Source organism: Nocardia sp. NPDC127579, assembly GCF_042672005.1.
Classification (GTDB): domain Bacteria; phylum Actinomycetota; class Actinomycetes; order Mycobacteriales; family Mycobacteriaceae; genus Nocardia.
In genome coordinates, this window is record NZ_JBHXVZ010000002.1 from 819,164 (window position 1) to 843,387 (window position 24,224).

Annotated in this window: 31 protein-coding genes; 14 read left to right on the forward strand and 17 right to left on the reverse strand. The window is 69.7% G+C overall.

Translation table 11 applies throughout. From position 1 onward, the window contains the following. Complete coding sequence (locus ACFVMC_RS11415) at positions 1–504, reverse strand: hypothetical protein (RefSeq protein WP_379209135.1); 504 nt, start codon at positions 502–504, stop codon at positions 1–3. A gap of 162 nt (positions 505–666) precedes the next feature. Here ACFVMC_RS11415 and ACFVMC_RS11420 point away from each other — a divergent pair, with 162 nt between their 5' ends. Further along, positions 667–1,278, forward strand: a complete 612-nt coding sequence (locus tag ACFVMC_RS11420; protein ID WP_379209137.1) for a hypothetical protein — start codon at positions 667–669, stop codon at positions 1,276–1,278. 87 nt (positions 1,279–1,365) lie between these two features. Here ACFVMC_RS11420 and ACFVMC_RS11425 read toward each other — a convergent pair whose 3' ends face one another. The 4 genes from ACFVMC_RS11425 to ACFVMC_RS11440 form a co-directional block, all read right to left on the reverse strand. Then, positions 1,366–1,569, reverse strand: a complete 204-nt coding sequence (locus tag ACFVMC_RS11425; RefSeq protein WP_379209139.1) for a DUF397 domain-containing protein — start codon at positions 1,567–1,569, stop codon at positions 1,366–1,368. A 231-nt stretch (positions 1,570–1,800) separates the two neighbouring features. Continuing rightward, positions 1,801–2,343, reverse strand: a complete 543-nt coding sequence (locus tag ACFVMC_RS11430; RefSeq protein WP_379209140.1) for a YaeQ family protein — start codon at positions 2,341–2,343, stop codon at positions 1,801–1,803. Between the two features lie 26 nt (positions 2,344–2,369). Next, complete coding sequence (locus ACFVMC_RS11435; protein ID WP_379209142.1) at positions 2,370–2,828, reverse strand: SRPBCC family protein; 459 nt, start codon at positions 2,826–2,828, stop codon at positions 2,370–2,372. Beyond that, on the reverse strand, positions 2,828–3,331 hold the full coding sequence (locus ACFVMC_RS11440; protein ID WP_379209144.1) for an NUDIX domain-containing protein: 504 nt from the start codon (positions 3,329–3,331) through the stop codon (positions 2,828–2,830). The genes ACFVMC_RS11435 and ACFVMC_RS11440 overlap by 1 nt, the downstream gene beginning before the upstream one ends. A 34-nt stretch (positions 3,332–3,365) precedes the next feature. Here ACFVMC_RS11440 and ACFVMC_RS11445 point away from each other — a divergent pair, with 34 nt between their 5' ends. The 3 genes from ACFVMC_RS11445 to ACFVMC_RS11455 are packed head-to-tail and all read left to right on the forward strand — an operon-like array spanning position 3,366 to position 4,512. Continuing rightward, complete coding sequence (locus ACFVMC_RS11445; protein ID WP_379209145.1) at positions 3,366–3,698, forward strand: MmcQ/YjbR family DNA-binding protein; 333 nt, start codon at positions 3,366–3,368, stop codon at positions 3,696–3,698. 15 nt (positions 3,699–3,713) lie between these two features. Beyond that, a complete protein-coding gene (locus ACFVMC_RS11450) occupies positions 3,714–4,226 on the forward strand; it encodes a DUF1990 family protein (RefSeq protein ID WP_379209531.1) in 513 nt (170 codons plus the stop codon). A 25-nt stretch (positions 4,227–4,251) separates the two neighbouring features. Further along, complete coding sequence (locus ACFVMC_RS11455; RefSeq protein ID WP_379209147.1) at positions 4,252–4,512, forward strand: hypothetical protein; 261 nt, start codon at positions 4,252–4,254, stop codon at positions 4,510–4,512. A gap of 2 nt (positions 4,513–4,514) precedes the next feature. Here ACFVMC_RS11455 and ACFVMC_RS11460 read toward each other — a convergent pair whose 3' ends face one another. Then, positions 4,515–4,886, reverse strand: a complete 372-nt coding sequence (locus tag ACFVMC_RS11460) for a plastocyanin (protein ID WP_379209148.1) — start codon at positions 4,884–4,886, stop codon at positions 4,515–4,517. A gap of 96 nt (positions 4,887–4,982) precedes the next feature. Beyond that, the gene (locus ACFVMC_RS11465; RefSeq protein WP_379209150.1) at positions 4,983–5,651 is read right to left on the reverse strand and encodes a hypothetical protein; all 669 of its coding nucleotides are present in this window, start codon (positions 5,649–5,651) and stop codon (positions 4,983–4,985) included. Between the two features lie 132 nt (positions 5,652–5,783). On the opposite strand from ACFVMC_RS11465, the gene ACFVMC_RS11470 reads away from it, so the two are divergent. The 5 genes from ACFVMC_RS11470 to ACFVMC_RS11490 all read left to right on the forward strand — a co-directional run bounded on the left by ACFVMC_RS11470 (position 5,784) and on the right by ACFVMC_RS11490 (position 10,338). Next, positions 5,784–6,752 (forward strand): DNA polymerase domain-containing protein, encoded by a 969-nt coding sequence (locus ACFVMC_RS11470; RefSeq protein WP_379209152.1) that lies wholly within the window; start codon positions 5,784–5,786, stop codon positions 6,750–6,752. 10 nt (positions 6,753–6,762) lie between these two features. Continuing rightward, positions 6,763–7,974 carry a serpin family protein gene (locus tag ACFVMC_RS11475; RefSeq protein WP_379209154.1) on the forward strand — a complete coding sequence of 404 codons (1,212 nt, stop codon included), beginning with the start codon at positions 6,763–6,765 and terminating at the stop codon, positions 7,972–7,974. A 249-nt stretch (positions 7,975–8,223) separates the two neighbouring features. Beyond that, complete coding sequence (locus ACFVMC_RS11480; RefSeq protein WP_379209155.1) at positions 8,224–9,045, forward strand: hypothetical protein; 822 nt, start codon at positions 8,224–8,226, stop codon at positions 9,043–9,045. Between the two features lie 71 nt (positions 9,046–9,116). After that, entirely contained in the window at positions 9,117–9,551 is a 435-nt protein-coding gene (locus ACFVMC_RS11485; RefSeq protein ID WP_379209157.1) for an ATP-binding protein, read from the forward strand. Continuing rightward, the gene (locus ACFVMC_RS11490; RefSeq protein ID WP_379209159.1) at positions 9,541–10,338 is read left to right on the forward strand and encodes an RNA polymerase sigma factor SigF; all 798 of its coding nucleotides are present in this window, start codon (positions 9,541–9,543) and stop codon (positions 10,336–10,338) included. The genes ACFVMC_RS11485 and ACFVMC_RS11490 overlap by 11 nt, the downstream gene beginning before the upstream one ends. A gap of 9 nt (positions 10,339–10,347) precedes the next feature. Here ACFVMC_RS11490 and ACFVMC_RS11495 read toward each other — a convergent pair whose 3' ends face one another. Together ACFVMC_RS11495 and ACFVMC_RS11500 are read right to left on the reverse strand one after the other, a co-directional pair. Continuing rightward, positions 10,348–11,118, reverse strand: a complete 771-nt coding sequence (locus tag ACFVMC_RS11495) for an SDR family NAD(P)-dependent oxidoreductase (RefSeq protein ID WP_379209161.1) — start codon at positions 11,116–11,118, stop codon at positions 10,348–10,350. Between the two features lie 84 nt (positions 11,119–11,202). Continuing rightward, positions 11,203–11,394, reverse strand: coding sequence for a hypothetical protein (locus ACFVMC_RS11500; protein ID WP_379209162.1), 192 nt, complete (start codon positions 11,392–11,394; stop codon positions 11,203–11,205). A gap of 144 nt (positions 11,395–11,538) precedes the next feature. Here ACFVMC_RS11500 and ACFVMC_RS11505 point away from each other — a divergent pair, with 144 nt between their 5' ends. Both ACFVMC_RS11505 and ACFVMC_RS11510 read left to right on the forward strand, forming a co-directional pair. Then, entirely contained in the window at positions 11,539–12,447 is a 909-nt protein-coding gene (locus ACFVMC_RS11505) for an NADP-dependent oxidoreductase (protein WP_379209164.1), read from the forward strand. 327 nt (positions 12,448–12,774) lie between these two features. Further along, on the forward strand, positions 12,775–13,104 hold the full coding sequence (locus tag ACFVMC_RS11510) for a transglycosylase family protein (RefSeq protein ID WP_379209166.1): 330 nt from the start codon (positions 12,775–12,777) through the stop codon (positions 13,102–13,104). Between the two features lie 58 nt (positions 13,105–13,162). Here the strand turns inward: ACFVMC_RS11510 and ACFVMC_RS11515 are convergent, their stop codons facing one another. Then, positions 13,163–13,606, reverse strand: coding sequence for a nuclear transport factor 2 family protein (locus tag ACFVMC_RS11515; RefSeq protein ID WP_379209168.1), 444 nt, complete (start codon positions 13,604–13,606; stop codon positions 13,163–13,165). 128 nt (positions 13,607–13,734) lie between these two features. Between ACFVMC_RS11515 and ACFVMC_RS11520 the strand changes: the two genes are divergently transcribed. Next, a complete protein-coding gene (locus tag ACFVMC_RS11520) occupies positions 13,735–15,222 on the forward strand; it encodes a bifunctional phosphatase PAP2/diacylglycerol kinase family protein (RefSeq protein WP_379209170.1) in 1,488 nt (495 codons plus the stop codon). Here the strand turns inward: ACFVMC_RS11520 and ACFVMC_RS11525 are convergent. The 7 genes from ACFVMC_RS11525 to ACFVMC_RS11555 all read right to left on the reverse strand — a co-directional run bounded on the left by ACFVMC_RS11525 (position 15,216) and on the right by ACFVMC_RS11555 (position 22,852). Then, positions 15,216–16,649 (reverse strand): MFS transporter, encoded by a 1,434-nt coding sequence (locus ACFVMC_RS11525; protein WP_379209172.1) that lies wholly within the window; start codon positions 16,647–16,649, stop codon positions 15,216–15,218. The genes ACFVMC_RS11520 and ACFVMC_RS11525 overlap by 7 nt on opposite strands. Positions 16,650–16,885: 236 nt before the next feature. Beyond that, on the reverse strand, positions 16,886–18,289 hold the full coding sequence (locus ACFVMC_RS11530; RefSeq protein ID WP_379209174.1) for an apolipoprotein N-acyltransferase: 1,404 nt from the start codon (positions 18,287–18,289) through the stop codon (positions 16,886–16,888). An 84-nt stretch (positions 18,290–18,373) separates the two neighbouring features. Further along, positions 18,374–18,595 carry a hypothetical protein gene (locus tag ACFVMC_RS11535; RefSeq protein ID WP_379209176.1) on the reverse strand — a complete coding sequence of 74 codons (222 nt, stop codon included), beginning with the start codon at positions 18,593–18,595 and terminating at the stop codon, positions 18,374–18,376. 50 nt (positions 18,596–18,645) lie between these two features. Beyond that, positions 18,646–19,410 (reverse strand): 3-oxoacyl-ACP reductase, encoded by a 765-nt coding sequence (locus tag ACFVMC_RS11540; RefSeq protein ID WP_379209177.1) that lies wholly within the window; start codon positions 19,408–19,410, stop codon positions 18,646–18,648. A 10-nt stretch (positions 19,411–19,420) separates the two neighbouring features. Then, positions 19,421–20,782, reverse strand: a complete 1,362-nt coding sequence (locus tag ACFVMC_RS11545; RefSeq protein ID WP_379209179.1) for an aldehyde dehydrogenase family protein — start codon at positions 20,780–20,782, stop codon at positions 19,421–19,423. Then, positions 20,779–21,510: a gamma-glutamyl-gamma-aminobutyrate hydrolase family protein gene (locus ACFVMC_RS11550; RefSeq protein WP_379209181.1), complete on the reverse strand. Its 732-nt coding sequence runs from the start codon at positions 21,508–21,510 to the stop codon at positions 20,779–20,781. Before ACFVMC_RS11550 ends, ACFVMC_RS11545 begins: the two co-directional genes overlap by 4 nt. Then, the gene (locus ACFVMC_RS11555) at positions 21,491–22,852 is read right to left on the reverse strand and encodes a glutamine synthetase family protein (RefSeq protein WP_379209183.1); all 1,362 of its coding nucleotides are present in this window, start codon (positions 22,850–22,852) and stop codon (positions 21,491–21,493) included. The genes ACFVMC_RS11550 and ACFVMC_RS11555 overlap by 20 nt, the downstream gene beginning before the upstream one ends. 153 nt (positions 22,853–23,005) lie before the next feature. Here ACFVMC_RS11555 and ACFVMC_RS11560 point away from each other — a divergent pair, with 153 nt between their 5' ends. Both ACFVMC_RS11560 and modA read left to right on the forward strand, forming a co-directional pair. Then, a complete protein-coding gene (locus tag ACFVMC_RS11560; RefSeq protein WP_379209532.1) occupies positions 23,006–23,434 on the forward strand; it encodes a molybdopterin-binding protein in 429 nt (142 codons plus the stop codon). Positions 23,435–23,436: 2 nt separating this feature from the next. After that, positions 23,437–24,201: a molybdate ABC transporter substrate-binding protein gene (gene modA / locus ACFVMC_RS11565; RefSeq protein ID WP_379209185.1), complete on the forward strand. Its 765-nt coding sequence runs from the start codon at positions 23,437–23,439 to the stop codon at positions 24,199–24,201. Positions 24,202–24,224: the final 23 nt, after the last annotated feature.

Consider the following 24,224-nt stretch of genomic DNA (forward strand, 5'->3'; position numbering starts at 1 on the left):
CTAGCCGATCCGGGTGCGGGGAAAGCCAAGTGCCCCACGGATATTCGCCGACTCACCGATATCGGTATCGCTCCACAGCATGGCGCGCAAGGTCTGCCGGGCGAAGGTCTCGGCCTCGCGTTCGCTCGCGGAGTCGTAGGCGGACCGATAGCGGACCCGCGCGAAATTGTTGATCGCGGCGGGACTGATGATCGAGCACAGCGCCGGGCCGACCTCGAGACTGGTGTGGCCGTGCAGGATATGACCTGCCTCGTGCAGCACGGTATTGATCCGGGCGATATCCGGGAGGTCGGCGTCGTATTCGATGAGGTCGCCGGAGCCGGTGCGAATCCAGCGACCCGCCACCGCGGGCGGAAGCGAATCGCTGGCGAGGATGCGCACCGGAATTCCACTGGCGGCGGCCAGAATCGCGCCGAACTCGTCCAGTGCGAACGGTTGGAGCAGGGCGGCCTGGCGCTGAACCGCGGTCAACGTGCGGCGGCGGGTGCGGCGGGTCATCTTCACTCGGCGGCGTCCTCCGGGCAGTGCTTCTGAGCAAAATCTTGCCACAACCGACCGACAGCTTCGGCCCGGCGAGGTCAGAGCCAACCGGAATCACCAGTGACACGCGCAACGCCTCGCCCATGCCGTTGGTACCAGGGCGGGGTAAGGCGCTAACTTGTTCGGGTGACGAAGAGCGGTGTATCCACGGTGGCGGCGGCTTGGCAAGCAGGCGACGGAACCCCGGTGCCATTGAAGGACGCGACCGTGGCCTGGGCGCTGGCCGCACACACCGCTCTCGCCGAGATCGCCACCGGATACGGGCATTTCATCACCGTGACGGAATTGGCCGAACAGGTGCAGGAGGTATCGGGCGTGCACACCGCCGCCCCGACCCGCACCTGGATGGAGGCGATTCTGCGCAAGGTGGCCCGCCGCTGTCACAAGGCCGGGGAACCGCCGTTGACCGCGCTGTGCGTGCGGCAGAACCACACCGTCGGCGAGGCGTACAAGTACGTGCTCGAACTGGCGGCCCTGCCGATCCCGGACGATCTGGAACTGCATGCCGCCTACGCGCGCTGGCAGTGCTACCAGTTCCACGGCGCGGAAATGCCCGAGGACTTCACGGTTCCGCCGCTGACTCCCAAGGTCGCCAGCCGGCGTCGCCCGGCCGCGGCCAAGATGACCACGCAGGTCGCGCACGCCGGCGCCGAGCCCGCACAGCCCGCGCGCCCGGCGGTGTGCTCGCAGTGCTACATGCAGCTGCCCCGCGCCGGCGTGTGCATCAACTGCGTATGACGCCGAATCGGCCGACGGCGCAGCGGAATTCGACGCGGTAACCGCGGAGATCCGGCGCCCGCCGGGCGCGGGATCTCCGCGCCGGCACTACCGCTCGAAGGCGCCCGAGCCGACGGAAGCGGTGAACGCCGTCCACTGGCCCGGGGTGAACACCAGGGCGGGGCCGGACGGATTCTTCGAGTCGCGCACGCCCACTCGCCCGGTCTCGAGGAACGCGACTTCGACGCAATCCTTGGACGCGCCGCTGCGACGGCTCTTGAACCACTGTGCGGCGGACAGTTCTGATTTCACGGGCTTCTCCTTTGCGATCCTGCGAATGAGTTGGCGCCTCCCCGCCCACATCCAACAGCGCAGACCCGGCGGTCTGAGCAGAACCACGATACGACTCGATCCGCGCGCGCACTATCGATTCCGGCGTAATTCCGAATGCGTGGATCCGGCGACCGTCAATTGATTAACCGGATTAACGATTGTGTTATCACAATGCGGCGCACATTGTTTCGTACGCGGCATTTGCCGGATTCAGCCGATGTCGTGTGCTTCGACCGGGGTACTGAACGCTTGACCGTTCAGTTCCAGGAACAGTTCCCGCTCGGTGATGGAGACCGTGGCGGTGTTGCGTCGGTCGATGGCGGGCACCGCGGCATCGATGAACGTGCGGTCGAAGCTGAACACCGGGATGTCCGCGGCGCGATGAATGCGCTTGCCGGACAGTTGCGCGAGCACCTTGGCCGGATCACGATGGGTGTAGACAGCGGCCCGTCCGGCCAATTTGCTGCCACGGTGCAGTCGTTCGGCATCGGGTGCGCCGACCTCGATCCACGCGGTCACCCGGCCGGTGAGATCGCGCACCAGAACCGCCGGCTCGTCGGTGGAGGAAACACCGCCCTCGCTGAAGGTGATGCCGTCGGTGTACTCCAGGCAGTAGGCCAGCAGGCGGGTCAGCATGAACTCGGCGGTCTCCGACGGATGCCGGGCGACCCGCAACTCGAGCTCCTCGTAGACACCGCGGTCGACATCGGCGAGGTGGACGGTGAAGGTGTGCAGGGTCGCGCTCAGGGCCATGGAGCGGAGCCTACTGGGCGCGACGGTCAGGACTGCTCGGCGTGCTCCGCCAATCGATCCACCGAGGCCCGCAGGGTATCCGGGGTGGTGGCGCGGGCGCGCGGGAGGCGCGTCTCGTCGGTGAGGCCGGTCCAGTCGTAGCTGTGGGTGACCAGCGTGCGGCGCTCGTCCAGCGGCTCGAGTTCCCAGCGCCACAGATGGCCTGGCGGTTCCTTTCCGGGTTCGGCCGGGTTCCAGGCGATTCGGCGGCCCTCTTCGAATTCCACCACCCGGTTCTCCCGCACATGGCCGTTGGTGAGCGTCATCGAGAACACCGCGCCGGCCTCCCGCACGCGCTGCCCCGGCGACGCCTCGGCCAGATTGTCGTTGCCGTCCCACTCCGGCTGCCGGGCCGGATCCGCGATCAGCTCGAACAGCACCGCCGCCGGCGCGTCGATCTCCCGGCTGGCGAGCACGATCCGGGGCACATCGATCCCATCCGTCATCACTCCATCGAACCACGCACCGGCCGGGCCTGCTGGGCGGGTGCGAACCAGGTGGGCCCCGCGACGAGCGCGTGCTCGAGCCGGAGGTGATCGTGCGGAGCCAGTTCGGGCAGGGCGTCGACGGCGAACCAGCCGACCTCGAGCGATTCGTCGTCGTTGACCCGAGCGGTGCCGCCGATCGCGCGGCAGATCAGCACGATGTCCATGAACTGGCAGATATCGCCGTTGGGGTAGGTGTGCGGCGGCTGGGCCAGTACCTGCGCGATGCGCTCGGGGACGCAGTGCACGGCGGTCTCCTCGAACACCTCGCGGACCGCGCAGTCGGCGGGCTGCTCACCCGGTTCCGGAATGCCCGCGATCACCGCCCAGCGACCGGTATCGGCGCGGCGGCCGAGCAGCACGCGGCCCGCGTCGTCGAACACCACCGCCGCCACGCCTGGGAGCCAGAGCAGCTGCTGACCTGCGGACGCGCGCAGGGTGCGGATGAAGTCGGGAGTTGCCATGCGACGACAGTAGAGGGGTTGGGAAGATTGCCTGGTGAGTGCGACTGGGGATGATGTGCGGGCCGTCGTTTCGGCGCTGCCGGAGGTGGTGGAGGAATTCGCCTGGGGCATGCCGATCTTCAAGGTGGCACGCAGGCTGTTCCTGACGTTGCCCGAGGAGGAGACGTCGATGGCGGTGCGCTGCCCGATCCTGGAACGCGACGAGCTGGTGCTCGCGGAACCGGCGAAATTCTGGATCGCGAGCCACGAGGCGAACAACGCCTGGGTGCGCGTCCGCCTGGCCGCCCTCGACGACCGCGACGAACTGACCGCCATAGTCACCGACTCCTGGCGCCAAGCCGCCCCCACCCACCTGCTCCCGGACTGATCCGCCGTGCAGGACATCGGCTACGGCCCGGTGGGGCGCACGCGGCCCGCGGAGGAGATCTGGACCGCGCACCCGCCGGGCTTCCGCCGGTACGAACGCACGGTCGTCATCGGGCACGGCGCGGCCGACTGGGATGCGGCGAGCCGAGCGGTGCTGGACTGGGCGGTCAAGCGGCGCAGCGGGTTTCGTGTGACACCGCCCGAGCCGGTTACCTTCGGAGCCAGGTACCGGGTAACGGCCGCCGTCGGCCCGTTCGCTGTCCACGAGCCGGTGCGTGTCGTCGCGGTCGTGGACACTGCGTCGCGTCGTGGCTTCGCCTATGGCACCGAGCCGGGCCATCCGGTCTCCGGCGAGGAAGCCTTCGTCGTCCATCGAACCTCCGACGGCACCATCCGGTTCACCCTCCGCTCGCTCACTCGCGCGGCTCCCGCCCTCCCGTGGCGGGCCGCCTTCCCGATCTTGCTCATCGCGCAGCGCTACTACCGCCGCCGCTATCTGGCCGCGCTGGTTTCGGCGCGAAATCCCTAGTGGCGCAGGGGCGTAGCATCGGGGGGTGAGTTTGCTGGAGCTGTTGGCGGAGACTCGGCGGTTCATGGTGCTGCCGGGGAACGACTTCGCCTGGTCCACCTGGGATGATGTGGATGAGGCGCTGGCGGAGTTCGACGGGCTGGTGCGGGAGGTCGAGCGGGGTGGGCGGCCGCGGATGCTGCGGGTGTTGTTCCTGGCCACCGGGCCGTTGCAGGAGCTCGCGCTGTCGAGTGGGTGGGGCGAGGAGTATCTGGGGCTGGCGGATCGGTTCGACGAACTGTTCTGAGTTCAGGCCCGGATGGTGAGGGCCTGGGACATGAAGCCGTGGTATTTGCAGAAGTAGGGGTGCACCCCGGGTTCGGTGGGCGCGGTGAACGTCACGGTTTCGCGCGGGAGGATCTCGTAGTCGAACAGGCCCGCGCGTTTGCTGGTGACACTGTGCCGGACCAGGTCGTTGTTCACGACGGTGACTGTCGCGCCGGGGGTGATCGGCCGGCTCGCGCTGAAGCTGCGCTCGTCGATGGTGATGGTCATGGCGACCACCGGGGCCGGTGCGGGCAGCGGGGGCGGGTCGGGCGGCGCGGACTTACCGCAGGCCGCCGTCAGGGCCAGGGTGAGCGCTGTCGCGGCGAGCGCGATCCGCTGTCCGGGTAACGCCATGGCTGCCTCCTGAACGTTGGCGAACCTCGGATCGATGGTAGACCGGTTCGGCCCCGGCGCCCCCTGATCGGCGCCGGGACCGAACCTGTGTTCGGCTCAGGGCGCCGGTGCGGTCATCCCCTCCACCGCGCCCGCCGCGGCTCCGGCGGCCGCACCGACCAGGGCGAACGGTGCGGCGACCATGGCGTAGCCGAGGGCGGCGCCGATGACGGGCACCACCACCAAACCGATCGGCGCGAACGGCAGGCCCGCTACCAGCCCGGCGACCGCGCCGATCAGCGCACCGGTGGACGCGACCGGCGAGGCGACCACGCTGCCCACCGCGGCGCCGACGGCGGCCGAGCCCAGCGTGTCGTCGGCGACCCGCTCGGCCCGCCACTGTTCGAGCCCGGCCGACTGCAACGCGCCGGCGAGCGCGCCCTCGGCATCGGTGGCCGCGCCGTTGATCTGGGCGGCGGTCTCGACCGGCAGCCACTCGGGCCGGTCGACCTGGGTGTCACCGATGCGAATCCGGTTCTGCTCGGGGATGATCGGCGGCTCGACAACCTCGGCCACCGGCGCCGGCTGCGGCGGCGCGGGCACGAACGAGCGCAGGAAGGCGAGTGGATCCGGCGCCGCGGGCGCGGATTCGGCGACCTGCTGGTTCGGCTGCGGTGGTTCGGCACTCGCGGCGCCCGCACCGAATACCGCGATCGCCAGGGGTACGGCGCAGACGGTGAGCGTGACGCGGAGGGATCTGACCGGGACTTCGGACTGTGCGCCCATGAATGACCTCATTCGAACGACGATGCTTACACACCAACATTCGGAACAGCGGCCGTTCCGGATCGGACGAGACTTGTCGGGGCGGCGTCGTAGTCTCGGGTGCGCCGCAGGAACTCCAGGAGAGGCAGGCCGATGGGTGACGAGGAACGTGCCGGCGTCAAGCTGACCAATCTCGACAAGCCGCTGTTCGACGGTGCCGAGGCGACCAAGCGCGATCTGGTCGATTACCTCGACTCCGTCGGCGACCGCCTGGTGCACCAGCTGCGGGGCCGCCCGCTGTCGGTCATCCGGATCCGGCCGGGCCAGGAGCCGTTCATGCAGAAGAACCTGCCCAAGTACACCCCGGAGTGGGTGCCGCGGGTGCGGGTGTGGGCGGAGAGTTCCCATCGCGAGATCACCTATGCCCTGTGTGAAGACACCCGCACCCTGCTGTGGTTCGGCAATCAGCGCGCCATCGAATATCACCCGACCCTGCTACCGGCCGATCACTCCGCGGGCCCGACGCATCTGATCCTCGATATCGATCCGCCGCCGGGGCAGCCGTTCCGGCAGGCGGTGCTGGCCGCGCGGCTGATCCGGCAGGCGCTGGCCGACGACGGGCTGGCCGGTGCGGTGAAGACGAGCGGAGCCAAAGGGCTGCACATCTTCGTGCCGCTGGTGCCCGGGTTGTCGATCGAGGATGTCGCGGCCGCGACCCGCGCGGTCGCCGCGCGTGCCGAACGGCTGGATCCGGCGCTGGCCACCACCGCGTTCATCGTGGAAGACCGCGCGGGCAAGGTGTTCCTGGATTCCACCCGGGCGGGCGGTGCGACGGTGGTGGCCGCCTACAGTCCGCGGATCCGCCCGGGCGTCCCCGTCTCCTTCCCGCTGGCGTGGTCCGATCTGGACGACATCACCCCCGCCGATTTCACGATCCGCACGGCGCCCGGCCTGCTCGGCGACCACGATCCCTGGGCACGCGAGATGCCCGCTCCGCAAACCCTTCCGGCGGATCTGCTGGCGGAGGGGCACACGATTCCGGTGGCCCGGGTGCAGGCCATGCACGAGGGCAAGCGCCGGGCCCGGGCCGCACGGCGACAGGACGAGGCCCAGCCGCGCTAGCGTGGGGGCCGTGCGTGCCCCGAATGTCCTTGCCTCGAACCGCGTTACCGCCGACTGGTGCGCGTCGGCGCCGGCTGGTGATTTCGTACTGTCCGGGGTCGGCGTGTGGCCGCTGCTGGCGATCCTCGCCGACGCGGCCGAGGGTCCTGCCCGCGCCGAGCTCGCGCGTGTCATCGGGGTTCCGGTCACTGCCGCTCGCGAATCGGCACTGGAATTGCTCGAGGTGCTGGCGACTTCATCGTCCACGGCGGCCGCGCTCGGTGTGTGGGCGAAGGCCGATCTGCCGTTGCGCGCGGACTGGGCGGGCAACCTGCCCGCGGGTGTGGTGCAGCGGCTCGGTGGCCAGAACGCGCTCGATCGCTGGGCGAGTGCACACACACGCGGCATGATCGAGCGGTTCCCGCTGCGGATCACCGACGCCACCGTGCTGGTGCTGGCCACCGCGCTGTTCGCCGAAACCGCCTGGCGCACACCGTTCCAGCCCGCCGGACTCGCGCCGGTCGCGGGCCCGTGGGCCGGGCATCGCGGTGTGGCGCTGTCGCGGCATTCCGCCGATGCGGGCGCGGCGGCGATCCTGGACGGTCCGGCGCCGGTGACCCGGGTCGTGGTCGAGGGCGTCGATGATCTGGATGTGCACCTGCTGCTCGGCGCCGCCGAACCGGGCGCGGTGCTGGCGACCGGTCTGGCCGCCCTGCACGGTGCGGTCCCGATCCGGGGTGAGTTGCCGCCGGGCACACAGGGGCCCGGGCTCACCGTCCTCGAGCAGAGCAGCGCGACTCCGCTCGATTATCTCCGAATCACCGTGCCGCCCTTCGATATCCGATCATCACATGATCTGCTGGAGCATCCCGGGCGCTTCGGCCTGGATGCCGCGACCCGAGCCGAGCTCGACAACTTCCCGGCGATCAGCCCGATTCCACTGTTCCTCAGCCAGGGCAGGCAGGATGCGCTGGCGCGGTTCTCGGCCAAGGGATTCAAGGCGGCGGCCGTCACCGCCTTCGCCATGGCTCCCGGAGGCATGCCACCCCCGCCCGGTTACACCACTCGGCTGGTGCAGGCCACCTTCGATCGCCCGTTCGGCTTCCTGGCGGTGCACCGGCCCACCGGACTGGCGATTGTCGCGGGATGGGTGGCCACGCCGCCCGCGCCACCGCCGGAGGAGGAGGACGACACCGTGTATCCACCGGGTGCGCCACGGCCGGTGCGCCACCCGGTGATCTGAGCCGGCGAGTTGCCAGGGCATTAGCTGACCGGGTCCGCACCGGCGGATACCGTGGCCCGCGCGTTGGCGGAGCTGTTGCGGGTACGCCGCTTTCGCCGATCTCACACCGAAGATCCTTCGGCGGTGCGGGCGGCTGTCCCCATTCACCCTCCATCTGCCCGCGAGTTATGCAATGTTGGTACTGCGCAACGGCATTGAGGAGATGCCGCGGGTCGCCGTGAAGGCGTCGGTCAAGGGAGTGTGGCGAACATGTCGTCGGCGTACGCATCCGAGCCAGGTGGCCGAACCGGCGCGCGTCAATTCGGGGGGCGCGCCGGCCAGGCCCGCCGCGGTGTCCCCCTGTGGCCGGGCATGATTCCGCTGCACCAGCAGGTCGGGCAGCGTGCGGTGCCGCCCCGCTCGGCCGCGGCACGAGTTCGCGGGGAGGGCGCGGAGCCGTTCGCCACCGCGCAGCGCGCGACTCCGCAGCGCATCGAGCCGCGCCGGCCGGTCCGGCAGGTGGACCCGCATCAGAGTTTGTGGCCCGCCCGGGCGAGCCGTCCGCACAGTCACCGCAAGCGTGGCCGGCGTCCGTGGTTCATGGTGTCGGTGGCCGGCGGAGCCTCGCTGGCCGCCGTCGCGGTCGTCGCCGTCTACACCGCGCAGGCCTCCGGCCCGACCGAGTCCTCGCCCACGGTCGTCGGCGCGGCGCTGGGCGGCGGGCCCGGCTGCGAGGCGGCCCGCACCGGGGAGTTCGTGCGCGGCAACGGCGTCGGCTCCACCGAGTCCGGTCCCGATGTCATCCTGGCCTTCCAGCACGCCTACTACGTACAGCGGTCCGGCGCCGCCGCCCGGGCGCTGACCGCGCCCGACGCGCTCGTGCCCGCCGCGGCGATGATCGACAAGGGCATCGCATCGGTGCCGGAGGGCACTCGGCACTGTGTGCTGATCACCCCCATGCCCGACGGTCGCTTCGATGTCGTCATCACCGATATGCGCCCCGATGCCTCGGTGCGCACATACCGTCAATTCGTCACGGTGGCAGTCGAGGACGGCGCCATGGTGATCACCAGGATCGCCCCGCCGACCTGACCCGCCGCACGCCCGATTTCGAGGTAGTCTGGCCGCCGCGGGTGCCGGACGATCTCAGAGAGCGGTGATGGATGGACGAGCAGCTTTCGGAAGCCGCGACGCGGACGACCACGATCGGGGTCCGGGTTCCGGCCGAGATCGAGCAGCTCACCATGCTGCGCGCACTGGCCGAAACCGTCACGCTCATAGCGGATTTCGGGATCGACGAGGTGACCGACATCCGGCTCGCCCTGGACGAGATCGCCACCGCCCTGATGCTGGGCGCGGTACCGGGTTCGCAGATCGATGCCACGTTCACCTATCAGGGGGGCGCCATCTCCGTCGAGGTGTCCGGCGTCGCGGCCGACGATACTGCCCTGGATCGGGGCAATTTCGGCTGGCATATCGTGCAGACCCTGACCGATACCCTCTCGGTTGCCCAAACTGGTTACGACGCAACGGTTTCCGGGTACCCCACGGTCGTTGTCTTCACCTGGCTCCGGGGTGGGGCCAGCGATGAGCGATGAGGCGCGCTCGCCTCGTCGGCGCGGCGGTGACAGTTACGACAATATCGAGCCGCTGTTCGCCGACCTCGCCGCACTCGATCCCGGGGATCCGCGTCGGCACGAGGTCCGCGAGGAGCTGATCCGGCGGTGCCTGCCGCTGGCCGAGCACATCGCGCGCAAGTTCACCGGGCGCGGCGAGAACTTCGAGGATCTGCTGCAGATCGCGCGGGTCGGCATGGTGGCCGCTGTGGACCGGTTCGATCCGGCGCACGGCGCGACCTTTCTGTCCTTCGCCATCCCCACGATCATGGGCGAGGTCCGGCGGCATTTCCGCGATCATGCCTGGGCGGTGCGGGTGCCGCGGCGGCTCAAGGAGATTCAGCAGTTGATCGGCCCGGCGGTGGAGGAGTTGTCGCAGCGGCTGGGCCGCATGCCCAAGGCCAGTGAGATCGCCGGGGAACTCGGCGCCGATCTGGTCGAGGTGACCCAGGCGCTGATCGCCCGCAACGCCTATCAGACCTCGCCCCTGGACGCGACGACCGATGGCGACGACGACGGCGGCCCGCTCACGCCGCTGGACACGCTCGGCGCCGACGACCCGGAGTACGCGCACGTCGAGGACTATCTCGCGGTCCGGCCGCTGATCGCGGCCCTGCCCGAGCGGGAGCGCCGGGTGCTCATCCTGCGGTTCTTCGAGTCCAAGACGCAGACCGAGATCGCCGAGCAACTGGGTGTCTCGCAGATGCAGGTGTCGCGGATTCTGTCCAAGACGCTGAGTACGTTGCGGGAACAGGCGCTGCGGGATTGACCGCGCGATTCATACGCCGTATCCGCCGTCCACATCCAGTTTCTGGCCGCTGATGTACCCCGCGCGATCCGAGGCGAGGAAGCACACCGCCTCGGCGATGTCGGTGGCGGTGCCGAAGCGGCGCAGCGGGATATTGCCGCGCGCCACCGCCTGCGCGTGTTCGTCGAGATCGCCGGAGGCGAACAGCCGTTCCGCCATGCCGTCGGCGGTCATGCCCGGTCCGACGCAGTTGGCGCGGATACCGAAGCGACCCTCCTCGGCGGCGACCGCGCGCACCAGCGCCTCGACCGCGGCCTTGGGCGCGCTGGACAGGCTGTCGCGCACCGGGAAGCGCGCGGTGGCGGCGGTGGTGACGGCGACGACGCTGCCGCGCGCGGCGCGCAGCGGCGGCAGCGCGGCGTGCAGGGCATTGAAGAATCCGGTGGCGTCGTCGGTCAGCTGGCGCCGGAACTCGGCGGGGGCGACCCGGCTCAGATGGACCATGGGCACGTGCGGTCCGGCGGCGTAGACCAGGGTGTGTATCCCCGCGCACCGCGCGGCGACCTCGGCGACGACCTCGGCCGTCTGCGCGGCGTCGGACAGGTCGAGTTGCCAGGCGGGCGCGCGGCGACCGTGCCGCGCGGCGGTGGCCCGCAGGGATTCCAGCGGGCCGGCCGAGCGGTGGTAGGTCATCGCGACGTCGCTGCCGCGTTCGAGCAGCAGCGACGTGATCGCCTGTCCCAGTCCGCCGCTGGCGCCGAGTATCAGCGCCGCGCCGGTGCGGTTCGCGAAATCGTCCATGTCGCTGCCTTCCTCGGACCGGCCGCGGATCGGCGGTCCGGGCGTCATTGTGAGCCGAGCGCAGGCTGCCAAGCAAGTGCTTGGTCAGGCGGCCTCGGGTTCGCAGCCGAAACGGCCCCGATAGATATCGCGGGCCGGACGCCGGGTGCGCGGCCGGTGCCGGATCGGTGGCTTCGGGAACTCGGGCGTGGGCGGTGGCGTGTACTCGATCGGATCGGGGTCGATATTCCGGATTCGCGCGATGTCGACCGCGAAACTCCGGCGGGGGATCTGCATGCGCCCAGATTAGGCGCGCGACGAGCCCGCCGGTACCGGTGGTTCTACCCGGATCGTGAACGTAATGCACACTAGGGCAACGGGATTGAACTCCTTCCCGTGTCGGGCCGCGGAAACGTCCCGGCTGCGCCTAGGGTGGGCGCTATGCGGGCGATTGCGTACAGCGAATTCGGCGGGCCGGAGGTACTGCGGGTCGTCGAGGTCCCGGTGCCCGAGCCCACCGGCGACGAGGTCCGGGTCGCGGTCCGCGCGGCCGGGGTGAACCCGGCCGATTGGAAGATGCGCTCCGGCGCACTGGTTTTCGGCGAGCCCCGATTCCCGCAGTTCCCCGGCGGGGAGATCGCCGGATTCGTCGACGCGCTCGGTCCCGACGCGCACGGTCACGCCATCGGCGATCAGGTGTTCGGGTGGGCGCGCAGCGGCGGCTACGCGGAGTACGCGTTGAGCAGCACCCTCGCGCGTAAGCCCGAGGGGCTGGATTGGTCCGAGGCCGTCGCGCTGCCGGTCGCGGTGAGTACCGCGGCCAAGGTGCTCGAGCAGCTGGCCCTGCGTTCCGGGGAGACGCTGCTGATCAACGGCGCGTCCGGTGCGGTCGGATCGATGGCGGTGCAACTCGCGCTGTCCGAGGGCGTCACGGTCATCGGCACCGCCTCGGCGCGTAATCAGGAGCTGGTGCGCTCGCTCGGCGCGATCCCGACCACCTACGGCGACGGGCTGGCGGATCGGGTCTGGGCGATTGCTCCGCGCGGGGTGGACGCGGTCTTCGACATCGGGCACGGCGCGCTGCCGGCCGCCATCGAATTGCGCGGCAGCACCGATCGCGTCATCACCATCGCCGACCCCGCGGCCGCGCAGCTGGGTGTCACCTTCGCCAGCGGCTCGGCCGGGCCGCGTCCGATCGCGCTGGTCGAGCAGGTCGCCGAGCGTGTGGTCACCGGCGAGTTCCGGCTGCCGGGCGCGGCCCGCACGTTCACCCTCGACGAGGCCGGACTGGCGCAGCAGGAGATGGAGCAGGGGCGCGGGCCGGGCAAGGTCGTCCTGCTGGTCAATTGAGGTGTAGCGACCGTCACTATCTCGCAGTGATCTCGTACACATAACGAGCATATAACGACATTGATGTAATTCGCGTACCGCGCGGCTCTACTTGCGGCGATGCCGATATGTCCGAAATTCGCGTTCGTCAAACGTGGAGAATCGGGAAATGACCCGACCGCGATTCTTGGCTACGGTCGTTGGCGGCTCGAATACAGACGAGTCGCGACTCGACCGCCGACGACCGGAATCTCCGCCCCGCGGTACGAGGATCCCCGAGTTTCCCTGGGGGCGGAGACCTGGCTGACGTAGCGCCGGGACGGCTCCGCGCAGGGCAGGAATCCTCTTATGTCGTTTATGCGTAATGTCAGCACGCGTGCCCTCGGCCTGACCGCGATCACCGCCGCCCTGGTGGCTGTTCCGTTCGGCCTGTCCACCGCCACCGCCTCGGCCAACAACTGGGATGCGGTCGCGGCCTGCGAGAGCGGCGGCAACTGGGGCACCAACACGGGCAACGGTTACTACGGCGGCCTGCAGTTCTCGCCGTCCACCTGGGCCGCCAACGGCGGCACCGGCAACCCGGCCGATGCCAGCCGCGAAGAGCAGATCCGCGTGGCGGAGAGCGTGCTCGCCACCCAGGGACCCGGCGCCTGGCCGGTCTGCGGCGCCCACCTCTGAGTTTCGCCGAACCAGTTCGATCGACGCCCCTCGCCGCCGCGGTGGGCGTCGATCGCTGTCACAGGCCCGGCGTGGGCTGGCCCAGATACATATAGCTCTTCTCCTCGACCCGCCGCGCGATACGCCATCGGCCCTCGACCCGCGCGAAGGCGTCGAGATACCACAGGCCGCAGAACATGAGTGTCTGATTGCCGTCGCTGTCCTTGATCACCATCGGGTTGTGGCACATGGTGCGGGCGGTAGCGGTATCGCCGTCGACGGTGATCGACGAATTGCTGACCAGATGTTGGTAGGCCGGGAAATTCGGCAGGGTGGCCGCGAGGAATTCTTTGGTCGAGGCGAGATCGCCGCTGGCGCCCCCCATCGCCGAATAGTCGATATAGGCGTCGGCGGTGAAGATGTCGTCGAGCAGATCCCACTGCCCGGTATCGACCGCGTGAGAATAGCGAACCATCAGATCCTCGATCTCGAGCCGATCCGAAATCTCCTGCAACGACAGCATGGTGCCTCCGAAGTGCTTGGTGCGTGAGGGTAATCGGAGCAGGACCGCGCCGCCGAAGCAAGAGCGAACCTCGTCGCGCGGAGGTCGAATTCGCGCGAACGGCGCGGCGGTGCGGTTAGGTTGGGACGATGCGCGCCGCCCGGAAACGCCAGCCCGCCGCGTTCGATGCCTGGCTGGTTCGCCACAGTGCGCGCGTGCGCCCCTCCCCGGCCGATCGGATGCTGCGCGGGCTGAGCACCAGCGCGAACCACAATCGGCTCTGGATCGGGGTCGGGGCGGCCATGGTGCTGCTCGGCCCGCCCGCGGTGCGCCGCGCCGGCGCGCGCGGTCTGGCGGCGGTCGGTGTGGCCAGCGGGGTCGCGAACGGTATCGCCAAACCGCTGTTTCCGCGTCGACGACCGCCGGACGAGTCGGTGCCGTTCGTGCGCCGGCTGGTGAAACCACCGGTGTCGTCGTCGTTTCCGTCCGGGCACTCGGCGTCGGCGGCCGCGTTCGCGACCGGTGTCGCCATCGAGTCGCCCCGTGCGGCGCTGGTGGTCGCGCCGATCGCCGCCGCGGTCGGATATTCGCGTGTGCACATCGGGGTGCACTGGCCCTCGGATGTGGTGGCGGGCGCGCTGCTCGGGTCGGGGATCGCGCTGGCCACCCGCCGCTGGTGGGCGGTGCGCGAGAACGTGCCCGCGCGGCTCGGACCCGCCGCGCCGGTCGAGCCGTTGCCACGCGGCCGGGGCCTGCTGGTCGTGGTCAACCCGCAGGCGGGAGTCGGCAGTGGCGCGAGTTACGACGCGGGCCTGCTGCGACAGCGGCTGCCCGACGCGAAACTGCTGGATCTGGATCCGATCGCCGGGCTCGACAAGCAGCTCGCGGAATCGCCGCACCGCGACGGTATTCGCGCGATCGGTGTGTTCGGCGGTGACGGCACGGTCTCCACGGTGGCGGATTACGCCGTGCGGCACCGGCTTCCGCTCGCGGTGTTCGTCGGCGGCACACTGAACCACTTCGCCCGTGACGCGGGTGTGGATGACATCGACGCCATTCTCACCGCCGTCGAGAGCGGGCGGCTGGCGGCCTGTGACGCTGCTACCGTCCGCGTCGACGACGCCGAGTCCCGCACCTTCGTCAACACCGCGGGACTCGGCGCCTACCCGGACTTCGTACGACTGCGCGAACAGTGGCAGGAGCGGCTGGGCAAATGGCCCGCTGCCGGTCTGGCCCTGCTGCGCGTCCTGCTCGGCGCCGAACCGCTACGCGCCGAGATCGACGGCCATCCCACCGCGCTGTGGGCGCTGTTCGTCGGCAACGGCCGTTACGACCCGTCCGACCGGATCCCGCGCTCGCGCCCGGACCTGCACCACGGCACGCTCGACATCCGCTGGCTGCGCGCCGACGTGCCCGCCTCGCGCCTGCGCCTGTGCTACGCCGTCCTCACCGGCACGCTCGGCCGCTCCCCGGCCTACCGCCGCCGGGCGGCCCATCACCTCGTGGTGCGCACGTCGTCCTCGGCGCTGGCCACCGACGGGGAGGTGGGCCGCCACGGCCGCGTGTTCGTCTTCGACAGTCGCCCGGACGCGCTCACGCTCTTCCATCCGGGCATCGCGGGACAGACCACTCAGTAGCGAGACGCGGCCGGGGCGTCGGGATCGATCGGATCCATGACGGCGGTGTCGACGATCGGATCCAGCACCGCTGTATTCGTCAGCGGCGCATCGGGAACCGGCGGTTTCAGCAGTGTCTCGGCATCGGGGACGCCGGTGCCGCGCAGCGATGTGCCCGCGGTCTCGCGCAGGAACGACCACGCGACCAGGCCGATCAGGGACGCGCCGATCATGTAGGCCGCCGGGAACAGTGCCCAGCCGGTCTGCTCGATGACGGCCTCGTTGACCAGCGGGGCGGTGCCGCCGAAGGCGGCCGTGGAGACGTTGTAGCCGAGTGCGAAGCCCGCGTAGCGCACGTGCGTGGGGAAGATGGCCGGGAAGGTGGAGCTGATGGTGGACAGCTGCGGGACGTAGAACAGCCCGAGCACGATGAAACCGAGGATGGCCCAGGCGATTCCCTGTCCCATCAACCAGTACATCGGCAGCGCGAGCACGGACAGGCCGATCAGCGAGACCAGCCACAGCGGGCGCCGCCCGACCCTATCGGACAGGGCGCCGAAGAACGGCAGTGTCAGCATCATGACCAGCTGGCCGATCAGCATCATGGCCGTGGTGGTGGATTCACTGACGCCGACGGTCTTCTGCAAGTAGGTCGGCTGATAGGTCAGCAGCGTGTAGTTCACCACGTTCAGGGCGACGACCAGGCCGATCAGGGTGAGGGTTTCGCGCCGGTAGGTGGTCAGCACCTCGATCAGGCCGCCGGGCGGATGCGGGCGATCGGCGACCTCCTCGAACACCGGGGACTCGTCCAGTTTGGTGCGCAGGTACCAGCCGATCAGGCCCAGCGGGACCGCGATCAGGAACGGGATCCGCCAGCCCCAGTCGTGCATGGCGTCCGACCCCAGGACCAGCTGGCAGGCCAGCACGGTCGCCGAGCCGCCGACGAAGCCGAACAGGGTGCCGAATTCCAGGAAGCTGCCGAGGAAGCCCCGTTTGCGGTCGCTCGCGCATTCGGCGAGATAGGTTGCGGCGCCACCGTATTCGCCGCCGGTGGAGAAGCCCTGGACGACGCGCAGCGCGATCAGCAGTACCGGCGCGGTGACGCCGACGGCCGCGTGGGTGGGCAGCAGTCCGATGGCTCCGGTGGCGGCGGCCATGAGCAGAATCGTGGTGCCCAGTACCGCTTTTCGGCCGATCCGGTCGCCGATCGGGCCCCAGACCATGCCGCCGAGCGGGCGCAGCACGAAGGAGATGGCGAAGCCGAGCATGGTGCCCAGGGTGCCGAGGTCGCCGGGAAAGAACGCGTCGGTGAGATAGGTGGCGGTTGCCGCGTAGACGCCGTAGTCGTACCACTCGGTCGCATTGCCCATGGCGGATGCGGCGACCGACTTGCGTAGTTGTTGTCCGGACCTCGGGCCGCTCGGATCTGTGGCTGTGGACGCGGTCATTCGTACCTCCTTCGGCCCGCCCCCGACGGACCTCTTTCGGTTCTCGCCGGCCGTGCCTCCCGGATCTCGGGCAGTACACGACACAGAAGAAACCGTTACCCAGGACGGCCGGGCAGCAAACCCGGGGTGGGGTAGGGGCTGGCCCTGACGAGCGGTAGCGACCTGCCATTTCGGTATGAATTGTGAAGCCGGTCACATAACCGTCCGTGCATGCCGGTAATTGGACGGGCGTACCGCTAATCGTGAGCATCGCCACGGCGGACCACGCCGAGGATCGCCAAAGCCCCCAGCGCGACGCACGCCCAGCCGAACCAGTCGCCGAAACGGGCGTAGACGGTGCGCTCGCGCGGCAGCGCGAGGGTGGCGATCGTCGAGGCGGTGCGACCGATATCGGTAGGCGCGGTGGCCAGTACTCGGCCGTGCGCATCGCTTGCCACGAGTTCGCCGAGCTGTGCGGCCCGGGCCACCGCCACGCCGGATTCGACCCCCCGCAGCACCGCCATCCGGCTGTGCAGCCAGGCATCGTCGGTGAAGTCGAGCGCCGGAACCAGCAGCAGCGTCGCGCCCCGGCGCGCGTTCTCGCGCACCAGCCCGGGGCGATCCAGGTCGAAACACACTGCGAGAGCCCAGGGTTCGCCCGGAACCCGCTGCCATTCGGTGCCCGGCGACAGGTCGTCCTCCAGTCCTCGGATCAGGTGATGCTTGGCGTATTCGACCCCGGAGGGGAATTCGACGGCGGCGTTCACACTGCGCGTACCCCGCGTCAGAACCAGTCCGGCGACCACGTGCACGGACCGCCGGACGGCCACCTCGGTCAGCGGCCCGGACAGCCGCGCCAGCGTGGATTCATCGGCGCGCCAAGCCTTTTCCGGCAGTACCACGATCTGAGCGCCCTGATCGGCCAGCCGCTCGATCTCGGTGACCGCCCGTGCGATCATGTCGCGGCCCGCGACCGAGTCGACCGGGACGTACTCCGGCGGCTGCGCGAGGGCGAGCAGTCCCACCCGCACCGTCTGCTCGGATCGCGGCTGGGCGAGTCGCCACCCGCCGAACCCGATCGCGGCCAGCAGCACCGCACTCGCCGCCGCACCGATCCGAATCCGTTGCGGGCGTGGCGCACCGGCGATCGAGGCAATCGCGGCGGGCACAAGCAGGATCAGGAAGCTGATACCCCACGGCCCGGTCAGCGCCGCGGTCTGGATCAGCGGCAGCACCCCGGCCTGCGTGTACGCGATACTCCACCACGCGCCGAACAGGTCGGTCAGCGACAGCAGGAATTCGAACGCCACCCAGAGCGCCGGGAACGCCGCGACCGCCAGGCCCGCGCGCCCCCGGCGCATCAGCCCCCGCCACAGCAGTACGGCCGCTCCGTAAACCAGCGCCGAAACACCGATCAGCGCGGCGGCATTCGGTATCGGCTGTTCGACCGTCTCGACCAGGTACGACCAGAACCCGAGCCCACCCGCCAGCCAGGAACCCGCCCCGATCCCGAACGCCACGCGCGCTCCGACCCGCGCCGCGACCAACAGCACCGGCAGCGGCGCCAGCACGGCCAGACCCGCCACCGGCTCCAGCCGGAAACCGAAGCGCCACAGCACTGCCGACACCGCGGCGGCTACCGCCACCCACCACCACTTCATCGCCCAACCTCCAGTTCACTCGCTGGAGGGATCCTCGCGACGGCCGACGCCGCGCCGCATCACCCTGGAGTGCCAGATTCCGGGCTAGCGCAGATCGGCTCCGCACTTGGGGCAGGCACGCAGCTTGTGGAACGGCGACTCCGGTGGCAGGCAGCGGTCGCAGAAACCGGAGCGGCAACGGGTGCAGGTGAGGAAGTGGATCGCGAAATGCTCGGGGTCGGCGCGCGCCACCGGGTTTCCGCCGGGAATCACCGAGATCGACAGCATGCGCCGACAGCCGTCACCCGCGCAGTACCCAACGGCCACGGCGGCCACCCTCCCCGAGTAGTTCACCTTCTTCTGTGCAATCGGGGCCGCTAGAGCGGCGTTACATACGCTCCGGTGATGCCGCCGTCCACCAGGAACTGGGACGCGGTGATGAACGAGGCGTCGTCGCTGGCGAGAAAGGCCACGGCCGCGGCGATCTCCTCGGGCTCGGCGAATCGGCCGGTGGGGATGTGTACCAGGCGGCGGGCGGCCCGTTCCGGGTCCTTGGCGAACAGCTCTTGCAGCAGGGGTGTGTTCACCGGGCCCGGGCACAGCGCGTTGACCCGAATGCCCTGACGCGCGAACTGCACGCCGAGTTCGCGGCTCATGGCCAGCACGCCGCCCTTGGAGGCGGTATAGGAGATCTGCGAGGTGGCCGCGCCGATAACGGCCACAAAGGACGCGGTATTGATGACCGACCCCTTGCCGCGCACCAGCATGTGCTCGATGGCGTACTTGCTGCACAGGTAGACCGAGGTCAGATTCACCTCCTGCACCCGCCGCCAGGCGTCGATACCGGTGGTGAGAATCGAATCGTCCTCCGGCGGCGAGATTCCCGCGTTGTTGAAGGCGATATCGAGGCCGCCGTAGGTGTCGACCGCGGCCTGGAACATGGCCCGGACCTGCTCCTCGTCGGTGACGTCGACCTTGACGAAGGTGCCGCCGACCTCGGTGGCCGCCGCCTCGCCCGCGCTCGCGTCGATATCGGCGACCACGACGCGGGCGCCCTCGGCGGCGAACCGCCGTACGGTGGCGAGCCCGATTCCGCTGCCGCCGCCGGTGACGACGGCCACGCGATCCTGTAAGCGCTGCAAGGGAACTCCTCTACTGGGTGGCGATGAAGACGTTCTTGGTCTCGGTGAAGGCGAGGGCGGCGTCCGGGCCGAGTTCGCGGCCCAGGCCGGACTGCTTGTAGCCGCCGAACGGCGTCCAGTACCGCACCGACGAATGCGAATTCACCGACAGGTTCCCGGCTTCGACACCGCGCGAGACCCGTAGCGCGCGGCCGACGTCGCGGGTCCAGATCGAGCCGGACAGCCCGTAGTCGGTGTCGTTGGCGATGCGCAAGGCATCGGCCTCGTCGTCGAAGGGCAGCACCGCGACCACCGGGCCGAAGATCTCCTCGGTCAGCACGCGGTCGGCGGGGGAGTCCGGCAGGACAACCGTTGGCGGATACCAGAATCCGGGGCCGTCGGGCTGGGTGCCGGTGATGGCGATCCTGGTCGAGGGCTCCACGAACCCGGCGACGCGCTCGCGGTGCGCGGCCGAGATGAGCGGACCCATCTCGGTGGTCTCGGCGCTGGGATCGCCTACCCGCACACCCTGCACGGCCGGCTCCAGCAGCTCCAGGAATCGATCGAAGACGGTGCGCTGCACCAGGATCCGAGAACGCGCGCAGCAGTCCTGGCCCGCGTTGTCGAAGACACCGTAGGGCGCGGTGGCGGCGGCGCGTTCCAGATCGGCGTCGGCGAACACGATATTGGCGCTCTTGCCGCCCAATTCGAGGGTGACCCGCTTCACCTGATCGGCGCAGCCCGCCATGATCTGCTTGCCCACCTCGGTGGACCCGGTGAACACCACCTTGCGCACGGCCGGGTGGGTGACGAAGCGCTGCCCCACCACCGAACCCTTGCCCGGCAGCACCTGGAAGACATGCTCCGGCAGGCCCGCCGCCAGCGCGAGTTCTCCGAGGCGGATCGCGGTGAGCGGGGTCAGCTCGGCCGGTTTGAGCACCACGGTGTTGCCGGCGGCGAGCGCCGGCGCGAAACCCCAGGCGGCGATCGGCATCGGGAAGTTCCACGGCACGATCACCCCGACCACGCCGAGCGGCTCGTGGAAAGTGACGTCCAGGCCGCCGGACACCGGAATCTGCTGCCCCAGCAGGCGTTCCGGCATGCCGGCGGCGAAGTGCAGGACATCGCGGACGTTGCCGGCCTCCCAGCGGGCGTTGCCGATGGTGTGCCCGGCATTGGCGACCTCGAGCTGGGCGAGTTCCTCCAGGTGCGCGTCGACCGCGTCGGCGAAGCGCCGAAGTAGCCGCGCCCGGTCACCCGGGGCGACCTCGCGCCAGTCCCGCGCGGCGCGCGCGGCGCGCTCGATCGCGGTGTCGGCACCGGCCGCGTCCACGAGTTCGACTGTTCGCACCACCTTTTCGGTAGCCGGGTTGATCACCTCGGTGCTGGTCACGAATGCACTCCCTTGCGATTGGCCGCGCCGACCAGGGCGCGGAGCAGGCGATCATCGGTGCTGTCGGCCTCGGGATGCCACTGCACGCCGATCAGGAAGGAACCGGTCCGAGTCTCGGCGGCCTCGATGGTGCCGTCGGCGGCGTGCGCGGTGGCGGTCAGCGGCGAGGCCAGCCGGTCGATCGCCTGATGATGGTGACAGTGCGCGTTCGCTTCCGGGCCCAGGCACGTGGCGACGGCGCTGCCCGGGCTGGTCCGTACCCGGGTGACGGAGAAGGAGCCCGGGCCGCCCGAATGGTCGTCGTGGCCGACCACATCGGGCAAGTGCTGGATCAAGGTGCCGCCCAGGGCCACATTGACCAGTTGCAGACCGCGGCAGATGGCCAGCACCGGCAGGCTCGCCGCCCGGGCCAGTGCGAACAGCTCGAATTCCGACTCGTCCCGATCTGGCCGGGTGTAGCCGAGATCCGGTTGCAGGGTGCGGCCGTAGCGGCTCGGCTCGATATCGGCGCCGCCCGTCAGTACCAGGCCGTCGAGCCGGTCGATCACCTCCGGCCGGGCGCTGCCGGTGGGCGGCAACAGCACCGGGATGCCGCCCGCCCGCTGCACCATGGTGGCGTATCCGCTCGGCAGCACCGCGCTATCGGTGTCCCAGTCGCCGAAGCGCGTCCGCTCCCGATAGGTGGGCAGGCCGATCAGCGGCCGCCGCTCAGAGTCGTTCGAAGCCACGGACGCGCTCCCAGTCGGTGACCGCGGCGTCGTAGGCGTCCAACTCGACCTGCGCCGCGTTTCGATAGTGGTCCACCACCTCGTCGCCGAACGCCGCCCGCGCCAGTTTGCTGTCCCCGAACAGCCGCGCGGCCTCGCGCAGGGTCGCGGGGACCCGGGGGCGCTGGGAGCGGTAGGCGTTGCCCTGGAAGGCCGGTTCCAGCGGCAGCCGTCGTTCGATGCCGTGCAGTCCCGCCGCGATGGTCGCGGCCACCGCGAGATATGGGTTCACGTCACCGCCGGGGATGCGGTTCTCCAGACGCAGCGAGGGGCCCGCGCCGACGACGCGGAGCGCGCAGGTGCGATTGTCCCGGCCCCAGGCCAACGCGGTCGGTGCGAAGCTGCCGGGCACGAATCGCTTGTAGGAGTTGATGTTGGGTGCCAGGAGGTAGGTGAATTCGCGCAGGCAGTCCAGCTGCCCGGCCAGGAAGTGCCGCATCGTCGCCGACATGTGGCCGTCGTCCTGCGCGAAGATCGGCGCACCGCCGCGGTTGCGCAGGCTGAGATGGATGTGGCAGGAATTGCCTTCCCGCTCATCGTATTTCGCCATGAAGGTGAGGCTGCGGCCGTCCTGCGCGGCGATCTCCTTCGCGCCGGTCTTGTAGATGCTGTGATTGTCGCAGGTGGTCAGGGCGGTGTCGTAGCGGAACGCGATCTCGTGCTGGCCGGGATTGCACTCGCCCTTGGCGGACTCGACGTACATGCCCGCGCCCGCCATCTCCTTGCGGATGCGGCGCAGCAGCGGTTCGATCCGCGCGGTGCCGAGCATGGAGTAGTCCACGTTGTACTGATTGGCCGGGGTAAGTCCGCGATAGCCCGCGTTCCAGGCCGCCTCGTAGGTGTCGTCGAAGACCAGGAACTCCAGCTCGGTGCCGACGAAGGCTTCGAAGCCGTGTTCGGCCAGCCGATCCAGCTGAGCGCGCAGTATCTGGCGGGGTGAGGCCACCACCGGCGCGCCTTCCGGGTGCACCTGCTCGAGATCGCAGAGCACCAGCGCGGTGCCCGGCCACCACGGGAGCAGCCGCAGCGTGCGCAGATCCGGGCGCAGGACGAAATCGCCGTAGCCGGTGTCCCACGAGGACATGGCGTAGCCGTCGACCGTGGTCATCTCCACGTCCACCGCGAGCAGATAGTTGCAGGCCTCGGTGGCGTGCCCGATCACCTCGTCGAGGAAATACTGTGCGGCGCAGCGCTTTCCCTGGAGCCGGCCCTGCATATCGGTCATTGCGACGACCACGGTGTCGATATCGCCGGCTTCGACCCGCACCCGCAACTCCGCCAGCCCCAGCATCCCCGATCGCATCCAGGCCCCTCTCGGCGTCCAACCCGGTGCTCACGCTAAAGGAATTCCGGCCGCCGCGTGCGACGGACACGAAAATCCTCGGCGGGTGGCTGTGGCATCACCCGATCGCCAGGTCGGCTCAGGTCCTCGAATTCGTAGACATGGCGGGTGGAGATCCGCATTTGCGGATGTATTGTCCTCTTCGTGTCGTATTTGCGGATCAAGGAGGCGGCCGCGCTGCTGGGTGTCAGCGATGACACCGTGCGCCGCTGGATCGAGCAGGGCAAACTCACCGCGATCCAGCTGGAGAACGGGCGCAAATGCGTCAGCGGACGCGAGCTGGCCCAGTTCCTGCGCGCCACCGCGGACGCGCCCGAGCCGGGCGTGACGGTCGCCGCCTCGGCGCGTAACCGGATGCGCGGGATCGTCACCCGGATCGTGCAGGACCGGGTGATGGCCCAGGTGGAGATGCAGGCCGGGCCGTTTCGGCTGGTATCGCTGCTCAGCGCGGAATCGGTGGACGAGCTCGGGCTCGAGGTCGGCAGCATCGCGGTCGCCTCGGTGAAGTCGACACATGTCGTAGTGGAGATTCCGGAGAGTTGACGATGAAACGCATGGCGATGGTGGCGGCGGTGGCCGCCGCTCTGGTGTCGGGTTGTGGTATCGACAACACAGCGGCCCCCGCCGGGCAGGTGACCGGGAAGGTCACCGTGTTCGCGGCGGCCTCGCTGACCGAGGCGTTCACCGAACTCGGGAAGCGGTTCGAGGCCGCGCATCCCGGGGCCGAGGTGGTGTTCAGCTTCGGTGCGAGTTCGGCGCTGGCGCAACAGGTGCGCCAGGGTGCGCCCGCCGATGTGTTCGCCTCGGCCGCGCCCAAGAACATGCAGCAGGTCGTCGACGCGGGCGACATCACAGCCACCCCTGTGACGTTCGTGCGGAACCGCCTGGAAATCGCGGTGCCGAAGGGCAATCCGGGGCGGATCACCGGGCTGGCGGACTTCGGGAAGAGCGAGCTGAAACTCGCGCTCTGCGCGGAGCAGGTGCCCTGCGGCGCGGCCGCGACGACGGTGTTCCAGGCCGCCGGGGTCACGCCGCGACCCGATACTCGCGAGGCCGATGTCAAAGCGGTCCTGACCAAGGTGACGCTGGGCGAGGTCGACGCGGCGCTCGTCTACCGCACCGACGTCCGGGCGGCGGGGGACAGGGTCGAGGGCATCGACTTTCCCGAATCGGGCCGTGCCGTCAACGACTATCCCATCGCGCCCCTGACGAAAGCGCCGAACCCGGCGACCGCCGCCGCCTTCGTCGAATTCATTCGGTCCGAACCGGCCCGGGCGGTCTTCGCCGACGCGGGATTCGACCTGCCGTGAGCGGATACCCCCGGCGCGCCTGC

Coding starts and splice junctions, on each gene's coding strand:
- ACFVMC_RS11430 (WP_379209140.1), bottom strand. CDS start 2,343: ATGGCCCTGAGCGCGACCCTGCACACCTTCACCGTCCACCTCGCCGAT.
- ACFVMC_RS11435 (WP_379209142.1), bottom strand. CDS start 2,828: ATGACGGATGGGATCGATGTGCCCCGGATCGTGCTCGCCAGCCGGGAG.
- ACFVMC_RS11440 (WP_379209144.1), bottom strand. CDS start 3,331: ATGGCAACTCCCGACTTCATCCGCACCCTGCGCGCGTCCGCAGGTCAG.
- ACFVMC_RS11460 (WP_379209148.1), bottom strand. CDS start 4,886: ATGGCGTTACCCGGACAGCGGATCGCGCTCGCCGCGACAGCGCTCACC.
- ACFVMC_RS11465 (WP_379209150.1), bottom strand. CDS start 5,651: ATGGGCGCACAGTCCGAAGTCCCGGTCAGATCCCTCCGCGTCACGCTC.
- ACFVMC_RS11470 (WP_379209152.1), top strand. CDS start 5,784: ATGGGTGACGAGGAACGTGCCGGCGTCAAGCTGACCAATCTCGACAAG.
- ACFVMC_RS11480 (WP_379209155.1), top strand. CDS start 8,224: ATGTCGTCGGCGTACGCATCCGAGCCAGGTGGCCGAACCGGCGCGCGT.
- ACFVMC_RS11485 (WP_379209157.1), top strand. CDS start 9,117: ATGGACGAGCAGCTTTCGGAAGCCGCGACGCGGACGACCACGATCGGG.
- ACFVMC_RS11490 (WP_379209159.1), top strand. CDS start 9,541: ATGAGCGATGAGGCGCGCTCGCCTCGTCGGCGCGGCGGTGACAGTTAC.
- ACFVMC_RS11495 (WP_379209161.1), bottom strand. CDS start 11,118: ATGGACGATTTCGCGAACCGCACCGGCGCGGCGCTGATACTCGGCGCC.
- ACFVMC_RS11500 (WP_379209162.1), bottom strand. CDS start 11,394: ATGCAGATCCCCCGCCGGAGTTTCGCGGTCGACATCGCGCGAATCCGG.
- ACFVMC_RS11505 (WP_379209164.1), top strand. CDS start 11,539: ATGCGGGCGATTGCGTACAGCGAATTCGGCGGGCCGGAGGTACTGCGG.
- ACFVMC_RS11510 (WP_379209166.1), top strand. CDS start 12,775: ATGTCGTTTATGCGTAATGTCAGCACGCGTGCCCTCGGCCTGACCGCG.
- ACFVMC_RS11515 (WP_379209168.1), bottom strand. CDS start 13,606: ATGCTGTCGTTGCAGGAGATTTCGGATCGGCTCGAGATCGAGGATCTG.
- ACFVMC_RS11520 (WP_379209170.1), top strand. CDS start 13,735: ATGCGCGCCGCCCGGAAACGCCAGCCCGCCGCGTTCGATGCCTGGCTG.
- ACFVMC_RS11525 (WP_379209172.1), bottom strand. CDS start 16,649: ATGACCGCGTCCACAGCCACAGATCCGAGCGGCCCGAGGTCCGGACAA.
- ACFVMC_RS11530 (WP_379209174.1), bottom strand. CDS start 18,289: ATGAAGTGGTGGTGGGTGGCGGTAGCCGCCGCGGTGTCGGCAGTGCTG.
- ACFVMC_RS11555 (WP_379209183.1), bottom strand. CDS start 22,852: ATGCGATCGGGGATGCTGGGGCTGGCGGAGTTGCGGGTGCGGGTCGAA.
- modA (WP_379209185.1), top strand. CDS start 23,437: ATGAAACGCATGGCGATGGTGGCGGCGGTGGCCGCCGCTCTGGTGTCG.